The organism is Rhodococcus sp. 5A-K4 (assembly GCF_046097995.1).
Taxonomy (GTDB): domain Bacteria; phylum Actinomycetota; class Actinomycetes; order Mycobacteriales; family Mycobacteriaceae; genus Rhodococcus_F; species Rhodococcus_F erythropolis.
In genome coordinates, this window is the sequence record NZ_JBJURM010000018.1 from 85,263 (window position 1) to 105,866 (window position 20,604).

General features: G+C 63.1%; 21 protein-coding genes. 16 read left to right on the forward strand and 5 right to left on the reverse strand.

The window, feature by feature from the left end; translation table 11 throughout:
• Positions 1-13 precede the first annotated feature (13 nt).
• Complete coding sequence (locus tag ACKAMS_RS22195; RefSeq protein ID WP_408989527.1) at positions 14-1,498, reverse strand: LCP family protein; 1,485 nt, start codon at positions 1,496-1,498, stop codon at positions 14-16.
• A gap of 114 nt (positions 1,499-1,612) precedes the next feature.
• On the opposite strand from ACKAMS_RS22195, the gene rfbD reads away from it, so the two are divergent.
• From rfbD to ACKAMS_RS22215, 4 genes are read left to right on the forward strand one after another with little or no spacing between them, the layout of a single operon-like run.
• Entirely contained in the window at positions 1,613-2,452 is an 840-nt protein-coding gene (gene rfbD / locus ACKAMS_RS22200) for a dTDP-4-dehydrorhamnose reductase (RefSeq protein ID WP_020907092.1), read from the forward strand.
• Between the two features lie 43 nt (positions 2,453-2,495).
• Positions 2,496-3,410: a glycosyltransferase family 2 protein gene (locus tag ACKAMS_RS22205; RefSeq protein WP_019747765.1), complete on the forward strand. Its 915-nt coding sequence runs from the start codon at positions 2,496-2,498 to the stop codon at positions 3,408-3,410.
• Entirely contained in the window at positions 3,407-4,489 is a 1,083-nt protein-coding gene (locus tag ACKAMS_RS22210; RefSeq protein ID WP_019747766.1) for a sugar phosphate nucleotidyltransferase, read from the forward strand. The genes ACKAMS_RS22205 and ACKAMS_RS22210 overlap by 4 nt, the downstream gene beginning before the upstream one ends.
• Positions 4,490-4,521: 32 nt before the next feature.
• Positions 4,522-5,292: an SGNH/GDSL hydrolase family protein gene (locus ACKAMS_RS22215; protein WP_019747767.1), complete on the forward strand. Its 771-nt coding sequence runs from the start codon at positions 4,522-4,524 to the stop codon at positions 5,290-5,292.
• On the opposite strand, the gene ACKAMS_RS22220 is transcribed toward ACKAMS_RS22215, so the two are convergent.
• The 3 genes from ACKAMS_RS22220 to cofD are packed head-to-tail and all read right to left on the reverse strand — an operon-like array spanning position 5,283 to position 8,221.
• Entirely contained in the window at positions 5,283-5,843 is a 561-nt protein-coding gene (locus ACKAMS_RS22220) for an NUDIX hydrolase (protein ID WP_019747768.1), read from the reverse strand. The two genes, ACKAMS_RS22215 and ACKAMS_RS22220, sit on opposite strands and share 10 nt — an antisense overlap.
• Before the next feature lie 3 nt (positions 5,844-5,846).
• The gene (locus tag ACKAMS_RS22225; protein WP_021343712.1) at positions 5,847-7,232 is read right to left on the reverse strand and encodes a coenzyme F420-0:L-glutamate ligase; all 1,386 of its coding nucleotides are present in this window, start codon (positions 7,230-7,232) and stop codon (positions 5,847-5,849) included.
• Positions 7,229-8,221 (reverse strand): 2-phospho-L-lactate transferase, encoded by a 993-nt coding sequence (cofD, locus tag ACKAMS_RS22230; protein WP_003940958.1) that lies wholly within the window; start codon positions 8,219-8,221, stop codon positions 7,229-7,231. The genes ACKAMS_RS22225 and cofD overlap by 4 nt, the downstream gene beginning before the upstream one ends.
• A 380-nt stretch (positions 8,222-8,601) precedes the next feature.
• Between cofD and ACKAMS_RS22235 the strand changes: the two genes are divergently transcribed.
• The gene (locus tag ACKAMS_RS22235; protein WP_020907098.1) at positions 8,602-8,880 is read left to right on the forward strand and encodes a WhiB family transcriptional regulator; all 279 of its coding nucleotides are present in this window, start codon (positions 8,602-8,604) and stop codon (positions 8,878-8,880) included.
• Positions 8,881-9,055: 175 nt separating this feature from the next.
• Here the strand turns inward: ACKAMS_RS22235 and ACKAMS_RS22240 are convergent, their stop codons facing one another.
• Complete coding sequence (locus ACKAMS_RS22240; protein ID WP_003940797.1) at positions 9,056-9,544, reverse strand: metallopeptidase family protein; 489 nt, start codon at positions 9,542-9,544, stop codon at positions 9,056-9,058.
• An 80-nt stretch (positions 9,545-9,624) separates the two neighbouring features.
• On the opposite strand from ACKAMS_RS22240, the gene ACKAMS_RS22245 reads away from it, so the two are divergent.
• The 11 genes from ACKAMS_RS22245 (at position 9,625) to ahcY (ending at position 20,551) form a co-directional block, all read left to right on the forward strand.
• A complete protein-coding gene (locus tag ACKAMS_RS22245; RefSeq protein ID WP_020969213.1) occupies positions 9,625-10,011 on the forward strand; it encodes a DUF3499 domain-containing protein in 387 nt (128 codons plus the stop codon).
• Positions 10,012-10,139: 128 nt separating this feature from the next.
• The gene (locus ACKAMS_RS22250) at positions 10,140-11,513 is read left to right on the forward strand and encodes a phosphomannomutase/phosphoglucomutase (RefSeq protein WP_019747772.1); all 1,374 of its coding nucleotides are present in this window, start codon (positions 10,140-10,142) and stop codon (positions 11,511-11,513) included.
• A 163-nt stretch (positions 11,514-11,676) separates the two neighbouring features.
• Positions 11,677-12,771, forward strand: coding sequence for a hypothetical protein (locus ACKAMS_RS22255; RefSeq protein ID WP_020969214.1), 1,095 nt, complete (start codon positions 11,677-11,679; stop codon positions 12,769-12,771).
• Entirely contained in the window at positions 12,772-14,034 is a 1,263-nt protein-coding gene (manA, locus tag ACKAMS_RS22260; protein ID WP_047889548.1) for a mannose-6-phosphate isomerase, class I, read from the forward strand.
• Between the two features lie 28 nt (positions 14,035-14,062).
• Positions 14,063-15,022 carry a cation diffusion facilitator family transporter gene (locus ACKAMS_RS22265; protein ID WP_021343715.1) on the forward strand — a complete coding sequence of 320 codons (960 nt, stop codon included), beginning with the start codon at positions 14,063-14,065 and terminating at the stop codon, positions 15,020-15,022.
• A gap of 86 nt (positions 15,023-15,108) precedes the next feature.
• Positions 15,109-16,605, forward strand: a complete 1,497-nt coding sequence (locus ACKAMS_RS22270) for an amino acid permease (RefSeq protein WP_019747776.1) — start codon at positions 15,109-15,111, stop codon at positions 16,603-16,605.
• A 111-nt stretch (positions 16,606-16,716) separates the two neighbouring features.
• Positions 16,717-17,943: an alkane 1-monooxygenase gene (locus tag ACKAMS_RS22275; RefSeq protein WP_020907102.1), complete on the forward strand. Its 1,227-nt coding sequence runs from the start codon at positions 16,717-16,719 to the stop codon at positions 17,941-17,943.
• Positions 17,943-18,128 carry a rubredoxin gene (locus tag ACKAMS_RS22280; RefSeq protein WP_003940827.1) on the forward strand — a complete coding sequence of 62 codons (186 nt, stop codon included), beginning with the start codon at positions 17,943-17,945 and terminating at the stop codon, positions 18,126-18,128. Before ACKAMS_RS22275 ends, ACKAMS_RS22280 begins: the two co-directional genes overlap by 1 nt.
• Positions 18,125-18,307, forward strand: a complete 183-nt coding sequence (locus ACKAMS_RS22285) for a rubredoxin (protein ID WP_084326458.1) — start codon at positions 18,125-18,127, stop codon at positions 18,305-18,307. The genes ACKAMS_RS22280 and ACKAMS_RS22285 overlap by 4 nt, the downstream gene beginning before the upstream one ends.
• A gap of 48 nt (positions 18,308-18,355) precedes the next feature.
• Complete coding sequence (locus ACKAMS_RS22290; protein WP_019747778.1) at positions 18,356-19,012, forward strand: TetR family transcriptional regulator; 657 nt, start codon at positions 18,356-18,358, stop codon at positions 19,010-19,012.
• A gap of 60 nt (positions 19,013-19,072) precedes the next feature.
• Positions 19,073-20,551: an adenosylhomocysteinase gene (gene ahcY / locus ACKAMS_RS22295; protein WP_020969217.1), complete on the forward strand. Its 1,479-nt coding sequence runs from the start codon at positions 19,073-19,075 to the stop codon at positions 20,549-20,551.
• Positions 20,552-20,604: the final 53 nt, after the last annotated feature.

Sequence of the window (20,604 nt, forward strand, 5' to 3'; positions counted from 1 at the left end):
CTTACGCAGCCGTTCAGTTAACACAGCGGGGACCGTTGGAGGCTGCATCGATCGGGGGACCGGGCGGTGCGGGGGTGGGGCTGGTCTCGGTGGTGCTCGCCGATTCAGTCGTGGTCGCTGCGCCTTCGGACGGGGATACCGCGTCCGCGGATTGCGGTCCGTTGTAGTCCTCGGCAATGACAACCCGAACCTTGCCCGAGGACAATGACGAATCCGCCTTGACCGTCAGACCGCCGAGTGCCTCGGCCACCGCGAGTGCAGCGTCGTCGTCCGCGGACTTTGCGAACACCGTCGATTCGGAGACGTCGGAGCCGGTGTTGTTGCCGACCTGACCCTGCTTGTACCCGAGGGCACTCAATGCCTCGGAAACCCCGCTGGCCAACCCCGCGATGTCGCTGGCGTTAGCGACGTCGACCGTGATCGAGGACGCATTCACGGTGGTCGGTGCCTCGGAGGTCTCCTCCGAGTCCTCGCTGTCGGCGCCGACCAATCCGGCGATGTACTTCTTGACGGCCTTGGGATCGACCTTGACGATGGACTCGCCGTAATCGGTCATGCCGTTGATGTCGAGAACGGGAATGGTCTCGAATTGCACCTTTCCGCCGGCCAGATTCTGCAACTGCTTGGCGAATTCGATGATGTCCCAGTCGTCGTCGATGACGACGGAGCGCTGAACGGCCGAGGTCAGCTGGCTGAGTTTGCCGGGGTCACTGAGAGTTTTTGCGCTGAGTACCTTACTGACGAGGGACGCCATGAACACCTGCTGGCGCACGATCCGGTCCAGGTCGCCGCGAGGAAGGTCGTGTCGTTGTCGCACGAAGCTCAGCGCGTCGGCGCCGTCGAGTGTCTGTTTCCCGGCTGCGAAGTTGGCTCCGGACATCGGTTCGTCGACTGGCGCGTTGAGACAGACGTCGACTCCGCCCACTGCGTTGGTCAGCAGGACGAATCCGAGTAGACCGACTTCGGCGTAGTGATCGACGGTGATGCCGGTCAGATTTCCTACCGCTCCGATGAGCGCGGTCCGGCCGGCTTCCGTCGACTTCTTGTCTGCGTCGCTGTCGGACGACCCGTTGTTGACCAACTTCAGTCGCTCGGTTTCCTTGGTGGCACCGAACGCGGCGTTGATCTTTGACATACCGATACCGGGGACGTTGACGTACGCGTCTCGGGGAATCGAGATCGCGGTTGCCGAACTTCCGTCGTTGGGGACGCGGATCAAGATGATGGTGTCGGTGTTGGACGCAACTTCCTCACCAGCGCGCAACGAGTCGAGCTCGCTTTGTGAAAGCGGGTTGCCGTGTGCGTCGGTGCGACTGTCGGTTCCCACCATCAGAATGTCGATGGCTCCGTCCTTGCCCCCACCGAGGCCGAGTCCGCTTGCAGTGGCAAGGCTGTTTCTCAACGAGTCCACACCTCGCCATGCGAACCCGGTGACCAGCAGTACGAGCACGGAGAGCACCGCGACCGCTATGCGAGCCGGGCTCGTCTTGGTCCGAATCGGCGCAGGTCGTGGACGCGCGCGGCGCTGCGGTTGCTGGTGGGACACCCCTTCAGGTTACTGGTCCGATGCTCGGCCGCGGGTACCTCGACGCGGCGTGCCAGACTCAACCATGTGACGAATATCCTGCTCACCGGCGCCCGAGGGCAGCTCGGAACACGTATCGATGCTCTCGCAACGTCGGCGGGTCACACTGTGACGGCCGTCGGTTCCCGCGAGCTCGACATCACAGACAGCCGCGCGGTCGACGACTTCGTCTCGCCCGATTCGGTGCTGATCAACTGCGCTGCGTACACGGCGGTCGACGCCGCCGAGACCGACCAGGAGGCAGCGAGGGCGGTCAACGAGATCGGACCGCTGAATCTCGCGCGAGCGTGTGCGCGGGCCGGTTCGCGGTTGATCCACGTTTCGACGGACTACGTCTTTCCGGGTGACGCGAGCACTCCATACGACGTCGATGCACCGACCGGTCCCGCGACGGTCTACGGCCGAACCAAGCTGGACGGCGAGATCGCAGTACGAGAGTCGGGCGCCGACGTGGCCGTTGTCCGTACCGCGTGGGTGTATTCGGGTGTCGGTACGGATTTTGTCGCCACGATGCGCAGGCTCGAAGCCGAACGAGAATTCGTGAACGTCGTGGACGACCAGATCGGGTCACCCACGTACAGCGTCGATCTGGCCGGCGGCATCGTCGAACTCGCGCTGCGGGACTTCACGGGTGCGTCGACGTTCCACCTGACCAACGGCGGGCAAGCCAGTTGGTACGAGTTGGCGCGAGCGGTGTTCGAGGAGATCGGAGCAGACCCGGCGCGGGTGCGCCCGTGCAGCAGCGCGGACTTCGTGCGCCCTGCGCCCCGCCCGGCATATTCGGTTTTGTCCGAGCGCGCGTGGGTTACCGCGGGAATGACGCCGCTGCGTCCGTGGCGAGAGGCTCTGCACGCCGCTCTGGCGTGAGCATTGTTCGGGGCAGTGCCCGTGGGCGGCTAGGCTGACCGGCGTGAGTCCCAAGCTGGCCGTGGTAACGGTGACGTACTCCCCAGGCGAGCATCTCGAGAATTTCTTGAGCACGCTCGCCGCGGCGACGACAGAAAAACCCCAGGTCATCATGGCCGACAACGGGTCGACCGATGGTGCGCCGGAGGCGGCGGATGCCAAGTACGAGCATGTTCGTCTGCTTCGTACAGGGGGAAACATCGGCTACGGCGGAGCGATAAATCGGGCTGTGGCGGAGATCGATTCGTCGATCGAATTTGTCGTGATTTCCAATCCTGACGTCCAATGGGCACCTGGTTCACTCGACGAATTGGTCGCTGCGGCAAATCGGTGGCCAAGGGCCGGTGCACTGGGGCCGAAGGTCCTCGAACCGGACGGCAGCGTCTATCCGTCGGCACGAACGGTGCCCGACATTACCTCGGGCGTCGGGCACGCATTGCTCGGCACCGTGTGGCCGAAGAACCCGTGGACTGCCCGTTACCGTCAGGAGAACGAGGCCGTCACCGAGCGCTCCGTCGGTTGGCTTTCCGGGTCGTGCCTGTTGGTCCGACGTGATGCCTTCGACGCCATCTCCGGGTTCGACTCGCGATACTTCATGTACATGGAGGACGTCGATTTCGGTGATCGCCTCGGAAAAGCCGGGTGGCTCAATGTCTTTGTTCCCTCCGCTGTCGTGACCCATGCCAAAGGCCATGCGGCAGGCCGGCATCCGGAACTGATGCTGCCCGCCCATCATCGCAGCGCATACCAGTTCCAAGCTGATCGTCATCCGCACTGGTGGCAGGCTCCGCTGCGACTTGCCTTGCGCGGTGGCCTGGCCGTGCGGTCCAAGATCGCCGTAGCTTCTGCTGTTCGCGAGCGCGCTCGCACCGACGACTCGACCGACAACCCATCAGTTTCGAACCACGGGGGAAAATGATGTCCGATCCGAATCCGACCGACGCCGTAATCCTGGTAGGCGGCAAGGGCACTCGGCTGCGTCCGTTGACGCTGTCGGCGCCCAAGCCGATGCTTCCGACAGCCGGCCTTCCGTTCCTGACGCATCTGCTTGCCAGGATCGAGGCTGCCGGTATCAAGCACGTGGTGCTCGGAACATCTTTCAAGGCAGAGGTATTCGAGGACTACTTCGGCGACGGCTCCAAGATGGGGCTCGAGATCGACTACGTCTTCGAGACCGAGCCGCTGGGCACCGGTGGCGGAATCCGCAACGTACTCCCGAAGTTGCGCGGCGACAACGTCATGGTGTTCAACGGTGACGTGCTCGGTGGCACCGACCTGAACGCCATTCTCGAGACCCACGAGAAGACGGACGCCGACGTGACACTTCACCTGGTTCGTGTGGGAGACCCGCGTGCATTCGGTTGTGTTCCGACCGACGAGGACGGACGAGTCTCGGCATTCCTGGAGAAGACCCAGGATCCGCCGACGGATCAGATCAACGCCGGCTGCTACGTCTTCAAGCGCGAGATCATCGAACAGATCCCGGAGGGACGACCGGTATCGGTCGAGCGCGAGGTGTTCCCGAATCTCCTGGCCGAGGGCAAGCGGGTGTTCGGCCACGTCGACTCGTCGTACTGGCGTGACATGGGAACCCCCGAGGACTTCGTTCGCGGTTCCGCCGACCTGGTGCGAGGCATCGCGCCTTCGCCGGCTCTCGAAGGTCCGCGCGGCGAGTCGCTCGTTCACCCCGGGGCGGGAATTGCGCCTGGCGCCGTCCTGATCGGCGGCACGGTTGTCGGCCGCGGCGCAGAAGTCGGCGCAGGTGCGCGCCTCGACGGTGCGATTCTCTTCGACGGCGCCGTTGTGGAAGCCGGTGCGGTAGTCGAACGATCGATCCTCGGATTCGGCGTCCGTATCGGACCACGAGCACTGGTCCGCGACGCCGTCATCGGAGACGGCGCGGACATCGGTGCGCGGTGCGAATTGTTGCGCGGCGCACGTGTGTGGCCGGGAGTGACGCTGCCGGACGGTGGCGTGCGCTTCAGCACAGATGTGTGATCGTTAGCTGACCTACTGGAATACTGGCGGGTATGACTTCTCTTCCGAGCCGTTACGTTGCCCTCGGTGACTCGTTCACCGAGGGCGTCGGCGACGCCGACGAACGATTCCCCAACGGTCTGCGCGGGTGGGCAGACCGAGTGGCCGAGCAGCTGGCGGTGAACAACCCCGAGTTCCGCTACGCCAACCTGGCGATTCGTGGTCGCCTACTCGGACCGATCATCGACGAGCAGTTGGAACCCGCTCTGGCGTTGAAGCCCGATCTGGTGACCATCTACGCCGGCGGAAACGACATGATGCGTCCGAAGCTCGACATCGACGCGATGGTCGCCCGCTACGATTCGGCAATCGGCCAGCTCACTGCTTCCGGTGCGCAGGTTCTCATGTTCACCGCATACGACACCGGATGGTCCGCCTTCTTCGGCAAGCTCCGCGGACGCCTGGCGATTTACAACGAGCTTGTTCGCGAGGTAGCGGACCGCCACGGCGCGACCCTCGTCGACTTCTGGCGATTCTCCGAATATCAGGACCTACGGATGTGGGACTGGGATCGCCTCCACATGTCGCCCGCCGGGCACGAGAACATGGCGACGCGGGTGCTCGACGTACTGGGCGTCGAACACGGATTGATCGCGCCCGACCTCGGGCCTGCGCCGGTTCTCACGAAAGCGGAAACTCGTCGCGAGGATCGTCAATGGGCGCGAGAGTTCTTGGTGCCGTGGGTAGCTCGGCGCGTGAAGGGAACATCTTCGGGCGACGGCGTGAGCGCCAAGCAACCCGAGCTGTCTCCGATTCAGTCCTGATTCTTGCGCTGATGGGCGAGCGCTACCAGGTGGTCGATGGTCTCGCGTTCGGCAGTCGGCGGTAGCGCGTCCACCGGCCACCACCGGAGGTCGGTGGACTCCGCGCTGCGGACGATATGTGAATTGTCCGGCGCCACAACAAGAAACCGTAGATCGAGATGTCTGGTCGGGACTCCGAGTGAGCACGTGATCGGATGTGTGTGGGCGGAGAGTAGGTCCGCGTCTATCCGAACGTCGTGAATTCCGGACTCCTCACGAGCCTCCCGCAATGCCGCATCGACTACCGTCTCGTCGTCGGGCTCGCAGTGACCTCCGAGCTGAATCCACCTGCCCACCTTGGGATGCAGGGTCAGTAAGACGTGGCAGCCACTCTCGTCGAGAACCAGAGACGACGCGGTGATGTGTCCTGGGGCATGGCGACGAAGGCAGCCGTCCGGAGCCGAATCGAGGAACGCGAGCATCGTGTGCCGCAGTGACTCGTCCGCTTCGGAGGACGTCGACCAGCCCTCCAGGACGCCCTTGGCGGAGGCGTGCAGCGATTCGGCTGACATGACCTACAGCTCCACCAACGCGTCCCCGGGGGCGGAGACCGTGCGCGGAGTCAGTGGTTCGAGGGGGTACCCGATTGCGACTGCGCCGAGTGGCTGCCAATCGGCCGGGAGATCGAGCTGTTCGCGTACGAGGTCGGCGGCGAAGATCGTCGATCCGATCCAGCAGCTTCCCACGCCGCGTGTGGCCAGCGAGACCAGCAGTCCCTGCACTGCCGCGCCGGCAGCGACGGTGAACATCGTGGACTCCGCCGCGGTACGTCGGGCATCCGGATAACTGTGTGCGCCGTCGGGCACGCAGAAGGGAATGACGACCTCGGGGGCGTCGAACAGGATGTTTCCACGGGCAACCCGCGCGTCGACGGATTCGTCGCTACGACCGTCCGCCCGCAGATCGGCGGCCCACTTCTCACGCATCTTCTCGAGAAGCGACGTGCGGACCGACTCGGTCCGCAGCCACACGAATCGAACAGGCCTCGTGTGGTGGGGTGCTGGAGCAGTGAGTGCCTCGGCGATCGAGCTGCGAATGATCTCCGCGTCGACGGGATCACCTGCGAACTGCCGAACCGACCGACGCAACAGCAGCGCCTGGCCGCGGCCCATCGCCGTAGCCTCCTCGGTTCCCAGCCAGAACAGATCGTCCGGGCCGCGACGGATCAGATCCTGGCCACTCGAACCGTCGTCCTCGAATCGGAGTCCTCGCACGACGGCGACGGGAACGCCGCCGAGCTTGCCCTTGACCAGATCGCCCGCAGCGGCGATCTCGTCCGCGATCGCGATCTCGGTGACGATCAGATCGTTGCCCTGGCTGTCCTGTGCCCCGAGGTAGCCGTGCAGGACCGGAATGCCGGAGGAACCGATCGCGGCATCGGTCTGCCCGTTGCGCCACGCACGACCCATCGTGTCGGTCACGACGACGGCGACGGACTTGCCCGTGCTCTCGAGAATTCGGGCACGCAGCCCCGCTGCGCTCGCATCGGGATCCACGGGGAGCAGGGCGAGTTCGGCACCGTCGACGTTGGAGCCGTCGATGCCCGATGCGGCCTGCACGATGCCGAGTTTGTTCTCGGTGATCAGAGTGCGGCCCTTGCGGGCCACGACGCGGACGGCTTCCTGATCCACCAGGAGGCGTCGTGCTGCGTCGCGCTCTTCCGGATCGGTCGGCGAGGAAACGATGCGACCCTCGACTTTTGAGAACACCTTGCTCGTGACGACAACGACGTCGCCGTTCTCGAGCCACGGTGTCGCGTCGACGACAGCGGCGGCCAAGTCGTCTCCGGGCCGGAACTCGGGAAGGCCGAGCACGGGAATGACTTCGATTGCGGCGCCGGGGGAGTGATCGCCGGGAGAGTGATTTCTGTCGCGGCTTGCTTCGGTTCCGGGCTCGGTCACAGTTCGACTCCGGCGATCTCGAAAGCCGTTCGAACCATTTTTGCGGTCTCTTCGGGGGACGTCATCAAAAGTGGGATGCTTCGCACGTCCACCCCGTCGATGTCGGCCGTGTCACCTTCGTCGACGAGCCAGCCGTCGAGAATGCCGTTGATCGAGCGAGCTCCGTAGTGGCGACCGATCGCCTCGGAAGTCGTCTCGACCCCGATCACTTCGAGGCACTCGTCAGCCATGCCGCGCAACGGTTTTCCACCGATGACGGGGGAGAGGCCGACAACCTTGGCCGCGGTGGTCCGCAGGGCTCCGCGAATGCCGGGCACCGCGAGGATCGCGCCGACGCTCACGACGGGATTGGACGGTGCGATCAGCACGATGTCGGCACCGTCGATCGCCTCGACCACCCCCGGCGCGGGCTTGGCCTGCTCGGCGCCGACGTGAGCGAAGCTGTGAGTTTCCACCTGTGCTCGATGGCGTACCCACCACTCCTGGAAATGAATCGCCTTCTGTTCACCGTCTTCCGGATCGGTGATCACGACGTGTGTTTCGCTGCGGTCGTCGCTCACGGGAAGCAGTGCGACACCCGGATTCCAGCGATTGCACAACGCTTCGGTGATCGCGGACAACGGATATCCCGTGCGGAGCATCTGGCTGCGAATCAAATGCGTTGCGATATCGCGATCTCCGAGGCCGAACCAGTCCGGCTTCGCTCCGTATGCCGCGAGTTCTTCTTTCGCATTCCAGGTTTCGCCGGCGTGCCCCCACCCGCGTTCGGTGTCGATACCGCCGCCGAGTGTGTACATACAAGTGTCCAGATCGGGGCAGATGCGCAGACCGTGCATCCAGACGTCGTCTCCGACGTTGACGACGGCCGTGATGCGATGTGGGCCTTCGTATTTCTCGAGGGATTCACCACCGGCGATTCCGAGCGCATTTTGCACACCTTGAAGGAAACGGGCCCCGCCGACGCCGCCAACCAATACAGTCACGTTCACGACATCAGAGCCTAGGCGGTCGGCGCGTCGTCGTGTCTGGCGGGCAGAAGGTCCCGTCAATTGGGGGCCGGAATACTAATGGATTCATCTCGTTTAGCTTGACCGCGACACGCTGGACGTGTGTAATCTCAAATGTGTCATTCCAACCGCTACTTGTGAGTTCACTTGCAGCGGGGCCGGTTTCGAACACAGTTTCGAACGGTCGACGGGGTGGGGTTGAAGATGGAGTGAAAATTCTGCGCTATTACAGGTGAGGAGGCGGAACGATGCCCAATGAAAATGTCGAGATCAGTTCTCTCGCAATGACAGTAAGCGACGAACCGCAGACCGATTCCCGAGCAGGCGCAGCAGAAGGTGCCTGCAGCAGTGAGTTCGACGGTATGAGTACTCGGCCAGTGCTGAGTCTCGTCACCGGCTTCGAAGAATTGTTCGACACCATCGAGGATCAGTGGCAGGAGCGTGCTCTCTGCGCGCAGACCGATCCCGAAGCGTTCTTCCCTGAAAAGGGTGGATCGACGAGGGAAGCAAAACGGATCTGCCTCGGTTGTGAAGTTCGTGACGAGTGCCTCGAGTACGCGCTCGCGAACGACGAACGGTTCGGAATCTGGGGAGGGTTGTCCGAGCGCGAGCGTCGGCGACTCAAGCGGGGGATCATCTGATCTGCTGCTGAATCGGTTCTGTCAGCGTCGGGGCTGACGGGCGGTCTTCGAAAGTCTGACCTGCAACGGGGAATTGCAGGTCAAGCAACGACTGTTTTGTTCTTCGTGTGGATTTACTTCTTCGTGTGACATCAGTTTTTTCGTCTGACGGTGCGTCAGTCCTCGTCGGGCAGTATCAGTCCTCGTCGGGCAGTGTGGGGTCGATGACCTGTGGGTCGACGCCCAGATACGTGCCGACTTGATGGACCAACACGTCGTGCACCAGATCCGTGAGTTCTTCCGGATCCTTCGCACGCTGCTCCAATGGGCGGCGAAACAGCACAATTCTTGCGCGAGTCGTATTTCCGTGACGGTCGATTCCGGCGGGTATCAGTCGTGACAGTGGAACCGGGCCGTCTGCGATGACCTCCGGCGGCCATGTGACGGACTCCGGATCGTGCGCGTGAATCTTCGGAACTTCGTCCACCGCGATGTCGAGTTTCGTCAACCTGTCGTGCCACGCGAGGTCGACGGGCGAGAAGGCGTCGAGCACCAGGAGATCGAACTTCTCGGCCCGGGTACGCCTGGCGGGCACCTCCGGGGGAAGTAGTGGTCCGCGCAGGCCACGGCCGTGTCGCTCGATGGAACGAGTGGTGACCGAGCGTCGGCGGCGGGCTTGTGGCATGGCGCCCAGATTACGACAGAAGAAACTGCTCGGTGTGTCCGAGTAGGTTCCGGACGTGGGGAGGGCTAGGCTCCGTACCTGTGAGATCTCTGCGTCGCTGCTGCCGCCCCGGGTGCAAGAACCCCGCCGTCGCGACGCTTACGTATGTCTACTCGGACTCCACTGCGGTTGTCGGGCCGCTGGCAACCGTCGCCGAGCCCCATTCATGGGATTTGTGTGACACTCACGGCTCTCGAATCACCGCCCCCAAGGGCTGGGAACTCGTCCGCCACGAAGGCGGATTCGCGTCGAGCACTCCCGACGAAGACGATCTGACCGCTTTGGCCGAAGCTGTACGTGAAGCCGGTCTCGGAGATCGCAACAAGTCCAACGTCGACGCAGATGAGGACATACGTCCCGCGGCTCCGAGTACTGCCCGTACAGGGCGTCGTGGACACCTCCGCGTACTGCCCGACCCATCCAACTGACGCGAGATTCGTCGCCGCAGACGCTAGGCTCGACCGAGTACTTCCACACCCGAGTACTGCGAAATCTCCGGACGCCATGCGCCCGGACGTTCCCGTCTGTGAGGGTGCATGCACAAGGAGAGTTTTCAGTGGGGCGAACAGCCGAGTCGGTTGCTGCAATCATCAAGGCGTACGACGTGCGCGGCGTGGTCGGTGAGCAGATCGACGAAGATTTTGTCCGCGACGTGGGAGCGTCGTTCGCCCGTCTGGTCCGTGACGAGGCCGGCGCAGCCACGACGGTTGTGATCGGCTACGACATGCGTGCATCGTCGCCCACACTGTCTTCTGCTTTCGGTGACGGCGTGCTCGCTCAAGGACTCGACGTGGTCTACATCGGATTGGCGTCGACCGACGAGCTCTACTTTGCATCCGGTTTGCTGAACTGCCCGGGCGCGATGTTCACGGCGAGCCACAATCCGGCCAAGTACAACGGCATCAAGATGTGCCGGGCCGGCGCCAAGCCCGTCGGTCAGGACACCGGCCTGGCAGTCATCTCCGCCGAGGTCGTCTCGGGTGTTCCCGCGTACGACGGACCGGCAGGTACCGCCAGCACGAAGGACGTCCTCGAGGAATACGCGAGCTACCTCCGCGGATTGGTCGACCTGGCTGCGTTGCGCCCGATGAAGGTCGCAGTCGATGCAGGAAACGGCATGGGCGGCCATACCGCGCCGGCCGTATTCGGGCCGATGCCTCTCGAAGTCCTCCCGCTCTACTTCGAGCTCGACGGCACGTTCCCCAACCACGAAGCCAATCCGCTCGATCCGGCCAACCTCGTCGACCTGCAGGCCTACGTGCGTGAGACCGGAGCAGACATCGGCCTGGCTTTCGACGGTGACGCGGACCGTTGCTTCGTCGTCGACGAGAAGGGCGACCCCGTCTCTCCGTCCGCGGTGACGGCACTTGTCGCCAAGCGCGAACTCGCGAAGGAACCTGGCGCGTCGATCATCCACAATCTGATCACGTCGCGGGCAGTGCCCGAACTGGTCGAAGAACTCGGCGGCGTCGCGATCCGTACCCGAGTCGGCCACTCGTTCATCAAGCAGGAGATGGCCGAGACCGGTGCCGTCTTCGGCGGCGAGCACTCAGCTCACTACTACTTCCGCGATTTCTGGGGCGCCGACTCCGGCATGCTCGCGGCGTTGCACGTACTCGCCGCACTGGGCGAGCAGGACCGTCCGCTCTCCGAGTTGATGGCGGAGTACACCCGCTACGCGGCCTCGGGTGAGATCAACTCCACGGTGGCTGACGCGGCCGATCGCACTGCCGCTGTGCTGGCAGCATTCGCGGACCGCACCGAGTCGGTGGATCGCCTCGACGGTGTCACAGTCAGTCTCGAGGGAAATGCCTGGTTCAACTTGCGCGCGTCCAACACCGAGCCTTTGCTGCGACTCAACGTCGAAGCACCCACGTCCGCCGATGTCGACGCATTGGTGAACGAAATTCTGGCGATCGTCCGGGCTTGAATCCGAGTCTGATCGGTTTGTCGGTGAGCCGAAGCCCTGGGATAGTTGGGGGACTATCTCGGGAACGACTGCCACGGGAACGAGGGCTTTGCCACCACGGACCGCGTAGAGCTGGAATGCTGGACGGTGCGGGAACTGCGAACGGAGAAGGGGGTGCGGTGAGATGACAGCGCCGATGCCGCTTCTCGACCTCGACGACAGCGAGGGTTTGTCGGCTGCCGATTCGGAAGGGTTACTGCGGTCTGTGGCCATGGGGGGCGCACAGATTCGGGCCACCGCATCGGCCGTCGGCGAGGGTGTGATCTCTCGGCTGGCCGGCCTGCGCCCGCGCAGCGTCGTGCTGATTGCCGGTGCCGGTGGCGCTCGGCACGGAGCCAGGATCGCGCTTGCTCTCGTCGGAGATTCGATCGGTTGTCCGCTCCTCGTACTCGACCGGACGCCGTCGTGGGCCGGACCGTTGGACGTGATCATCGTTGCCGGTGACGATGCCGGTGATCCGCGCCTGGTCGAATCCGTCGACAGTGCAGTTCGCCGTGGCGCCGAAGTTGTTGTCGCCGTTCCGGACGAGGGGCCCATGCGGGCCGTGGCGGCCGGGCGCACCATGTCGTTGCCGCCGCGGCTCTACGCCTCGCCGAGGCACACGATGACGCGGTTCCTCGCAGTCTTCCTCGCCGTTGCCGCCGAAATCGAGGGCAAGGGATCGATCGAGGACCGTTCGGCGGTGCTCGGTCGGATCGCCGACGCCGTTGATGCGGAGGCGCTGCGGGACGGGCCGGCCAACGAGGTATTTCACAACCCGGCCAAGTCGTTGGCCACCAGAATGAGCGGCCGGCGGGTCGTTCTGTGTGGGAGTGGTTCCGTGACAACAGCACTCGCAGAGTTCTCGAGCGTTTCGCTGATGAGTTCGGGCCTGAATGCCGCTGCCGCCGAGATGTCGGAGGTGATTCGTTCGGCGCGGGCGCTGTTCGCGCCGGACGCAGCTTCGCGTGATTCAGTGTTCCACGACCCGTTCTTTCACGATCCGCAACTGGACGGCGCATTGCCGACCCCACCGGCGCGGGCGTTCGTCTTCGCGACGGAATCCACGCGCGGGGAGGCGAGACGCCGGATGGACGCACTGGCCGACGCCGATCTGGTGGTGGCGGCAGACGAAGACCAGACCAACGTGGTGATATCGGAGATGGAGCAGGTATTCGTGTTGGCGTCTCGAGTAGACATGGCCGCGGCGTACGTGCAGTTGACGGGCGGTGCGAAGTAAGTGCGTGAACTCGAAGGTGCACTTCGTTCTTACGCGTGGGGCTCGCGAACGGCAATTGCCGAACTACGCGGTCTTGCGACCCCGTCGAATCATCCCGAAGCGGAGTTGTGGTTGGGCGCCCACCCGGGCGACCCGGCGCGCGTGATCACCGAATCCGGAAGCGAGTCGTTGCTCGAGGTCCTGCACCGCGAACCCGAGCGTGAACTCGGCCGTGAGAACCTCGATGCATTCGGTGAGCGACTCCCATTCCTGCTCAAGTTGCTTGCGGCGGAAGAGCCGCTGTCGCTTCAGGCGCATCCCAGCGCCGTTCAAGCCGACGAGGGTTTTCGTCGTGAGAACGCACTCGGCGTTCCCATGGAATCGCCGATTCGCAACTACAAGGACGGCAGCCACAAGCCCGAACTTGTTGTCGCGCTGAGCAGATTCGAAGCGCTTGCCGGATTCCGCGAGCCGACGCGGACTGTCAAACTGCTGCGCGCTCTGGCCGTCGACGAGTTGGAGCCGTACATCGGTCTGCTCGAAGGCCAACCCGATTCCGACGGACTCCGGGCGTTGTTCACGACATGGATCACGCTGCCGTCCACGGTGCTCGGGACGTTGCTCCCTGCCGTGCTTGCCGGGTGCATCACCTACGTCGCCCACCACGACGCCGAATTCGTGACCGAGATCCGTACCGCGCTGGAATTGAGCGAGGCGTACCCCGGCGATGCCGGCGTTCTGGCGGCACTGCTGCTCAACCGCGTCACACTCGAGCCCGGCCAAGGACTGTTTCTCGCTGCCGGAAATCTCCACGCGTATCTCCATGGACTCGCGGTGGAGATCATGGCCAACTCCGACAACGTGCTGCGCGGCGGGCTGACGCCCAAACACGTCGACGTGCCCGAACTGTTGAGGGTTCTGGACTTCGTCGGGGCCGATATCGAAGTGCTCGATCCGGCCCCTTCGCCAGGATCAGGTCAGTCAGGATCAGGTCAGTCAGGATCAGGTCAGTCAGGGTCAGGCAGATACGAGTACGTCACGCCCGCACCTGAATTTCGTTTGACGCGTCTGGAGTTCGACTCGAATGCCACCGACCTCGTTGTCGAAGCCGGCGGCCCGCGGATCCTGATCTGCACCGACGGCGCGGTCACTGCGACGTGCGGTGCCGACACTCTCGACCTCGATCGGGGCCGAGCCGCGTGGATTGCTGCCGACGAGCCCGTAGTACACCTGACCACACGAACCCCGACTGCGCAGGTTTTCAGTGCAGTGGTCGGTCGATAGGAATCTCGGTCGATAGCGAGGAGACATTGTGTCGGCTCATGGTGGCAAGAAGGCAATTCTGGCGGCCCTCGGAGCCAATGCCGGAATTGCCGTAGCCAAGTTCGCCGGATTCTTGATCACCGGATCGTCGTCGATGCTCGCCGAATCGGTGCACTCGGTGGCCGACACGTCCAATCAGGGTTTGCTGCTCCTGGGGCAGAAGAAGGCAGAACGTGAGGCAGATCAACTGCACCCGTTCGGTTACGGGCGCAACCGGTACTTCTATTCGTTCGTCGTTGCACTGGTGCTCTTCACCCTCGGTTCGCTGTTCGCGATCTACGAAGGTATTCACAAGATTCAGCATCCGGAAGAACTCAATTCGGCTTTCGTGGCAATCGCGATCCTGTTCATCGCGATCTGCCTGGAGGGCTACAGCTTCCGGACCGCAGCGAAGGAATCACGACCGCTCAAGGGAAATGCGTCGTGGTGGAACTTCATCCGAACCTCTCGTAGCCCGGAACTCCCGGTTGTGCTGCTCGAGGACACCGGCGCATTGATCGGTCTCGTCCTTGCACTCGGCGGCGTCGGTCTCACGATGGTGACCGGAAATCCGGTCTTCGACGGCATCGGAACTCTGTGCATCGGTGTCCTGCTCGGCATCATCGCGGTCATTCTGATCATCGAAATGCAGTCGCTGCTGATCGGTGAGGGCGCAACGGCGGTGGAGACCGAACTGATCCTCAACGCACTGGTCGACGGAACTCGTATCGAACGCGTCATTCATTGCAAGACGCAGTACCTCGGTCCCGAGGAGATCCTTGTTGCTGCCAAGGTTGCGGTGCCGATCGGATCGACGATCTCGGATGTGGCGACGGCGATCGACGAGGCCGAGTCTCGCGTGCGCGCTGCAGTGCCTGCGGCGCGGGTAATCTACCTCGAGCCGGACCTGGATCGTCTCAGCGCAGGAGATCGCCCTGAAACAGATCTACAGGCTCCCGACAAACCCTGAACAAAGCCGCGCCCGCGGGCTTAGGCTGATGCCATCTCTCTACTTGCCCATGGTGGGACCTGCTGGTCCCCAGCAAGGAGGCGGCAATGGCTGTCAAGGACGAGCAGGCCGGATCTGGACGGTCGAAGCTGTTTCGAACCAAATCGATCGAGCAGTCCATCAAGGACACCGACGAGCCGGAAACCAAACTCCGGAAAGAGCTGAACTCGTGGGATCTCACGGTGTTCGGTGTCGCAGTGGTCATCGGTGCGGGCATCTTCACACTCACGGCTCGGACGGCGGGAAACGTCGCCGGGCCGTCGGTTTCGCTGGCTTTTGTCATCGCGGCAATCGCCTGCGGACTGGCAGCGCTGTGTTACGCCGAGTTCGCGTCGACGGTCCCGGTCGCCGGTAGCGCGTACACGTTCTCGTACGCGACGTTCGGTGAATTCGTCGCCTGGATCATCGGCTGGGATCTCATCCTCGAATTCGCTTTGGCGTCTTCGGTGGTGGCAAAAGGCTGGTCGCTGTACCTCGGCGAAGTGATGGGTTCACGCAGCCCGATCGTCGAGTTGGGGCCGATCTCGTTCGACTGGGGTGCGGTGCTGGTGATCGCCGTCATCACGATCCTGCTCGCGACCGGCACAAAACTCTCTTCGAGGGTGTCACTGGTGATCACGGCGATCAAGGTCGCGGTGGTGTTGCTGGTGATCATCGTCGGTCTGTTCTACATCGACACCGACAACTACTCGCCGTACATTCCGCCGTCGGAGCCGGGCTCGACGGGAGAGGGCATCCACCAGTCGTTGTTCTCGTACGTGACCGGGGCCGGTGGCAGCACATTCGGGTGGTACGGATTGCTCGCGGCAGCCAGTCTGGTGTTCTTCGCGTTCATCGGCTTCGACGTCGTCGCCACGACTGCGGAGGAGGCGAAGGAGCCGCAGAAGGCGTTGCCACGCGGCATCCTGGGCTCGCTCTTGATCGTCACGGTTCTGTACGTGGCAGTGACACTCGTGTTGACCGGGATGGTGAAGTACACCGAACTCGAGGGCGATACTTCCAACCTGGCAACGGCATTCGCCTTCCACGACATCACGTGGGCGAAAAACGTCATCTCGTTCGGCGCGTTGGCCGGTCTCACGACCGTGGTGATGGTGCTGATGCTCGGGCAGACCAGGGTGCTCTTCGCGATGGCACGCGACGGTCTGATGCCGCGACGCCTGGCGCCGACCGGCAAGCACGGAACTCCCGTGCGGATCACGATCTTGGTCGGCGTTGTGGTCGCGGTGCTCGCCGGAGTGTTCCCGATCGGCACCCTCGAGGAAATGGTCAATATCGGCACGTTGTTCGCGTTTGTTCTCGTGTCGTTGGGGGTTCTCGTGCTTCGTCGGACGCGTCCGGACCTACCCCGCGGGTTCAGGGTGCCGCTGGTCCCGCTGATCCCGATCCTGGCTGTCCTCGCGTGTCTCTGGTTGATGTTCAACCTGTCGGTGGAGACCTGGATGAGGTTCGTGGTCTGGATGGCCCTCGGTGTTGTCATCTACTTCGCCTACAGCAGGCAGCATTCGTTGATCGGGAAGCGTGAACGCGGCGAAATCGAGTAAATGTACAAAGATTATGATTTGTCTATCACTTGTACAAATAGCGTAGTACTGTCTATCTCAGGGTGAACTGACTCACAGTTGTCGAGTCGGTCCGAATCGAGGAGGTAGACCGTGTCGACGCACGTGAACTCGCAGTCCGGGCAGACACTCCCGCCCGAGCAGTGGCGTGACAAGAAGAGATATCTTTGGCTGCTCGGCCTGGTGCCGCCGACGGCGGTCTTCATTGCCGTCGGATTGGTCGCGTTGTTCAACAGTCTCGGGTGGAACGCGGTCTCGCCGGTGTGGTGGTGGATCGGGCCGTTGCTCGTCTACATCCTGCTCCCGATCCTCGACATCTTCTTCGGTCCGGACGGCGAGAATCCGCCGGACGAGGTGATGGAGCGCCTCGAGAACGACAAGTACTACCGGTACTGCACCTACATCTACATACCGTTCCAGTTGGCCAGCCTGGTCCTGGCCTGCTATCTCTGGTCGGCGACCGACCTGTCCTGGCTCGGAATCGACGGGGGACTGGGGCTGATCTCCAAGATCGGTCTGGCGATCAGTATCGGTTGCGTCGCAGGAATCGGGATCAACACCGCACACGAACTAGGTCACAAGAAGGACGATCTCGAGCGCTGGTTGTCGAAGATCACTCTGGCGCAGTCGTTTTACGGCCACTTCTACATCGAGCACAATCGTGGACACCACGTGCGGGTCGCCACGCCCGAGGATCCGGCGTCGTCTCGCTTCGGCGAGAGCTTCTGGACCTTCCTGCCGCGCAGTGTGTGGGGATCTCTGCGCTCGTCGTGGTCCCTGGAGAAAGCCAGGCTCGATCGACTGGGTAAGAAGCCGTGGACAATTCGCAACGACGTCCTGCATTCGTGGTTGATGTCCGTCGTACTCTTCGGTGTCCTCGTCGCCGTTTTCGGGCTCTCGGTGCTGCCGTTCCTGGTGCTGCAGGCCGTCTTCGGATTCTGCCTGCTCGAAACCGTCAACTACCTCGAACATTACGGACTGAAGCGTCGCCGTCTGGACAGTGGGCGGTACGAGCGCGCCGCACCGGAGCACAGTTGGAACAGCGATCACATCTGCACCAACATCTTCCTGTATCACCTCCAGCGTCACAGTGACCATCATGCGAACCCGACACGTCGTTATCAGACGCTTCGAAGCATGGACGGTGCACCCAACCTGCCCAGTGGATACGCGAGCATGATCATGCTCGCCTACGTTCCGCCGCTGTGGCGAAAAGTAATGGATCCCAAGGTCCTTGCGCACTACGGCGGCGACATCACCCGCGTCAACGTTCAGCCGTCCAAGCGTGATCGCATCCTTGCTCGGTACGGAGCAGCGTGATGAGCAGCTATCGATGCCCGGTGTGTGAATACGTCTACGACGAATCGAAGGGTGCACCACGAGAAGGGTTTCCGGCGGGCACGCCGTGGGATGCCGTGCCGGACGACTGGTGCTGTCCGGACTGCGGCGTGAGGGAAAAGCTCGACTTCGAACCGATGCCGGCGACGGCGGGGAGTGAATCATGAACGACTACAAGCTGTATCAGTGCGCGCAATGCGGATTCGAGTACGACGAGGCAGTCGGCTGGCCGGAGGACGGTATCGAACCGGGCACTCGCTGGGGCGACATTCCCGAAGACTGGAGTTGCCCGGACTGCGGCGCGGCGAAGAGCGACTTCTTCATGGTTGAGGTCGAACGACGGTGAGATGCGTCGGCGTCGAACGGACCTAGGTGCGGCGGTAGTGTCGTCACCATGACTTCGACGCCAACTCGTCTGCCGCAGAAAGAAGCGTCGCGCCTGCTGCTGCGTACGTCGGTGCTCGATTCGATGCGTGAGTTGTTGACCGAGCGTGACTGGTCCGAGGTGACGCTGACAGTTCTGGCCAAGCATGCCGGTGTGAGTCGTCAGACGCTCTACAACGAGTTCGGTTCGAGGCAAGGGCTTGCCGAGGCATACGCGCTTCGCCTTGCCGACGGATTCGTCGATGCGGTGGACGAGGCCATGGTGGCGAACGACGGACGTGCAGTCGAGGCATTGACGGCGGGCTTCGGATCGTTTTTCGCCTCCAGCGCAACCGACCCGTTGGTGATCTCTCTGCTCACCGGTGAGGCCAAGCCGGACCTTCTTCGTCTGATCACCACTGACAGCGCGGTCATCATCGAACGCGCGTCGTCGCGGCTTGCGGAGAGCTTCCAGCGAGGGTGGATTCAGGCGTCACCCACCGATGCCGGGATTCTGGCCAGGGCGATTGCGCGTCTCGGACTCAGCTACATTTCGATGCCGCCGGAGTCCGAGGTTTCGGTGGCGGAGGATCTGGGCACATTGCTCGGGCCATTCATCGACGTGGCGCGCGAGGGCCGGGCAGGAGAGGGTCGCGCAGTAGAGGGGCGGGCGGGAGAGGGCGTCTAACCGATAGCCTGGTACACCGATAGGCTTGTGCATAGTTTGCACGTCAACCAGGAGAGGCAGATGACGACCTCAGTTTCAACAACGCCCGTGGCCGAGAGCCGTAACGGCATCGACTTCAAAGTTGCAGATCTTTCGCTCGCGGAGTTCGGTCGCAAGGAAATCCGTCTGGCAGAGCACGAGATGCCCGGCCTCATGGCGCTTCGTCGCGAATACGCAGAGGTGTTGCCGCTCAAGGGCGCTCGCGTTTCCGGCTCGCTGCACATGACCATTCAGACCGCGGTTCTGATCGAGACGCTGACGGCGCTCGGCGCCGAGGTCCGCTGGGCTTCGTGCAACATCTTCTCCACGCAGGATCATGCTGCCGCCGCCATCGTCGTCGGTCCGCACGGCACCCCGGAAGAGCCCAAGGGCGTTCCGGTTTTCGCCTGGAAGGGTGAAACCCTCGAAGAGTACTGGTGGGCAGCGGAGCAGATGCTGACCTGGCCGGGCGAGCCCGCCAACATGATTCTCGACGATGGCGGCGACGCCACCATGCTGGTGCTCAAGGGCGCACAGTTCGAGAAGGCCGGCGTCGTGCCGCCGACGGACGACGACCAGGATTCCGACGAGTACAAGGTCTTCCTTGCGCTTCTGCGTCAGTCGCTCGCCGCTGACAAGGGCAAGTGGACTGCTATCGCCGAGTCCGTCCAGGGCGTCACCGAGGAGACCACCACGGGCGTTCTGCGTCTGTACCAGGTTGCCGCTGCCGGCGAACTCACGTTCCCCGCGATCAACGTCAACGACTCGGTCACCAAGAGCAAGTTCGACAACAAGTACGGCACACGCCACTCGCTGCTCGACGGCATCAACCGCGGCACCGACGTTCTGATCGGCGGCAAGGCTGCGCTGGTCTGTGGTTACGGAGACGTCGGCAAGGGTTGTGCCGAGGCACTTCGTGGCCAGGGCGCTCGCGTCGCGGTCACCGAGGTCGACCCCATCAACGCCCTTCAGGCACTCATGGACGGCTTCGAGGTCAAGACAGTCGAGCAGGCCATCGGCTGGGCCGACATCGTGATCACGTCCACCGGTAACAAGGACATCATCACGTTCGAGCACATGAAGGCCATGAAGCACCAGGCCATCCTGGGCAACATCGGTCACTTCGACAACGAGATCGACATGGCAGGCCTCGAGAAGTCCGGCGACGTCACGCGGATCAACATCAAGCCGCAGGTCGACGAGTTCACCTTCGCCGACGGCCACTCGATCATCGTGCTGTCCGAAGGCCGCCTGCTCAACCTCGGCAACGCGACGGGCCACCCGTCGTTCGTGATGAGCAACAGCTTCTCCAACCAGGTCATCGCACAGATCGAACTGTGGACGAAGCCGGAGGAGTACGACAACGAGGTCTACCGCCTCCCGAAGCACCTCGACGAGAAGGTCGCCAAGATCCACGTCGAGGCACTCGGTGGCACGCTGACCAAGCTCACCAAGGATCAGGCCGAGTACATCGGCGTCGACGTCGAAGGCCCGTACAAGCCGGAGCACTACCGCTACTGACCCGGCGATTCGTCGCTGAGAAAGTAGTGCCCGCCGTCCCCCGGTCTGCGCAA

Coding starts and splice junctions, on each gene's coding strand:
- ACKAMS_RS22290 (WP_019747778.1), top strand. CDS start 18,356: ATGACTTCGACGCCAACTCGTCTGCCGCAGAAAGAAGCGTCGCGCCTG.
- ACKAMS_RS22285 (WP_084326458.1), top strand. CDS start 18,125: ATGAACGACTACAAGCTGTATCAGTGCGCGCAATGCGGATTCGAGTAC.
- ACKAMS_RS22210 (WP_019747766.1), top strand. CDS start 3,407: ATGATGTCCGATCCGAATCCGACCGACGCCGTAATCCTGGTAGGCGGC.
- ahcY (WP_020969217.1), top strand. CDS start 19,073: ATGACGACCTCAGTTTCAACAACGCCCGTGGCCGAGAGCCGTAACGGC.
- ACKAMS_RS22270 (WP_019747776.1), top strand. CDS start 15,109: ATGGCTGTCAAGGACGAGCAGGCCGGATCTGGACGGTCGAAGCTGTTT.
- ACKAMS_RS22255 (WP_020969214.1), top strand. CDS start 11,677: ATGACAGCGCCGATGCCGCTTCTCGACCTCGACGACAGCGAGGGTTTG.
- ACKAMS_RS22280 (WP_003940827.1), top strand. CDS start 17,943: ATGAGCAGCTATCGATGCCCGGTGTGTGAATACGTCTACGACGAATCG.
- ACKAMS_RS22220 (WP_019747768.1), bottom strand. CDS start 5,843: ATGTCAGCCGAATCGCTGCACGCCTCCGCCAAGGGCGTCCTGGAGGGC.
- ACKAMS_RS22240 (WP_003940797.1), bottom strand. CDS start 9,544: ATGCCACAAGCCCGCCGCCGACGCTCGGTCACCACTCGTTCCATCGAG.
- ACKAMS_RS22215 (WP_019747767.1), top strand. CDS start 4,522: ATGACTTCTCTTCCGAGCCGTTACGTTGCCCTCGGTGACTCGTTCACC.
- ACKAMS_RS22235 (WP_020907098.1), top strand. CDS start 8,602: ATGAGTACTCGGCCAGTGCTGAGTCTCGTCACCGGCTTCGAAGAATTG.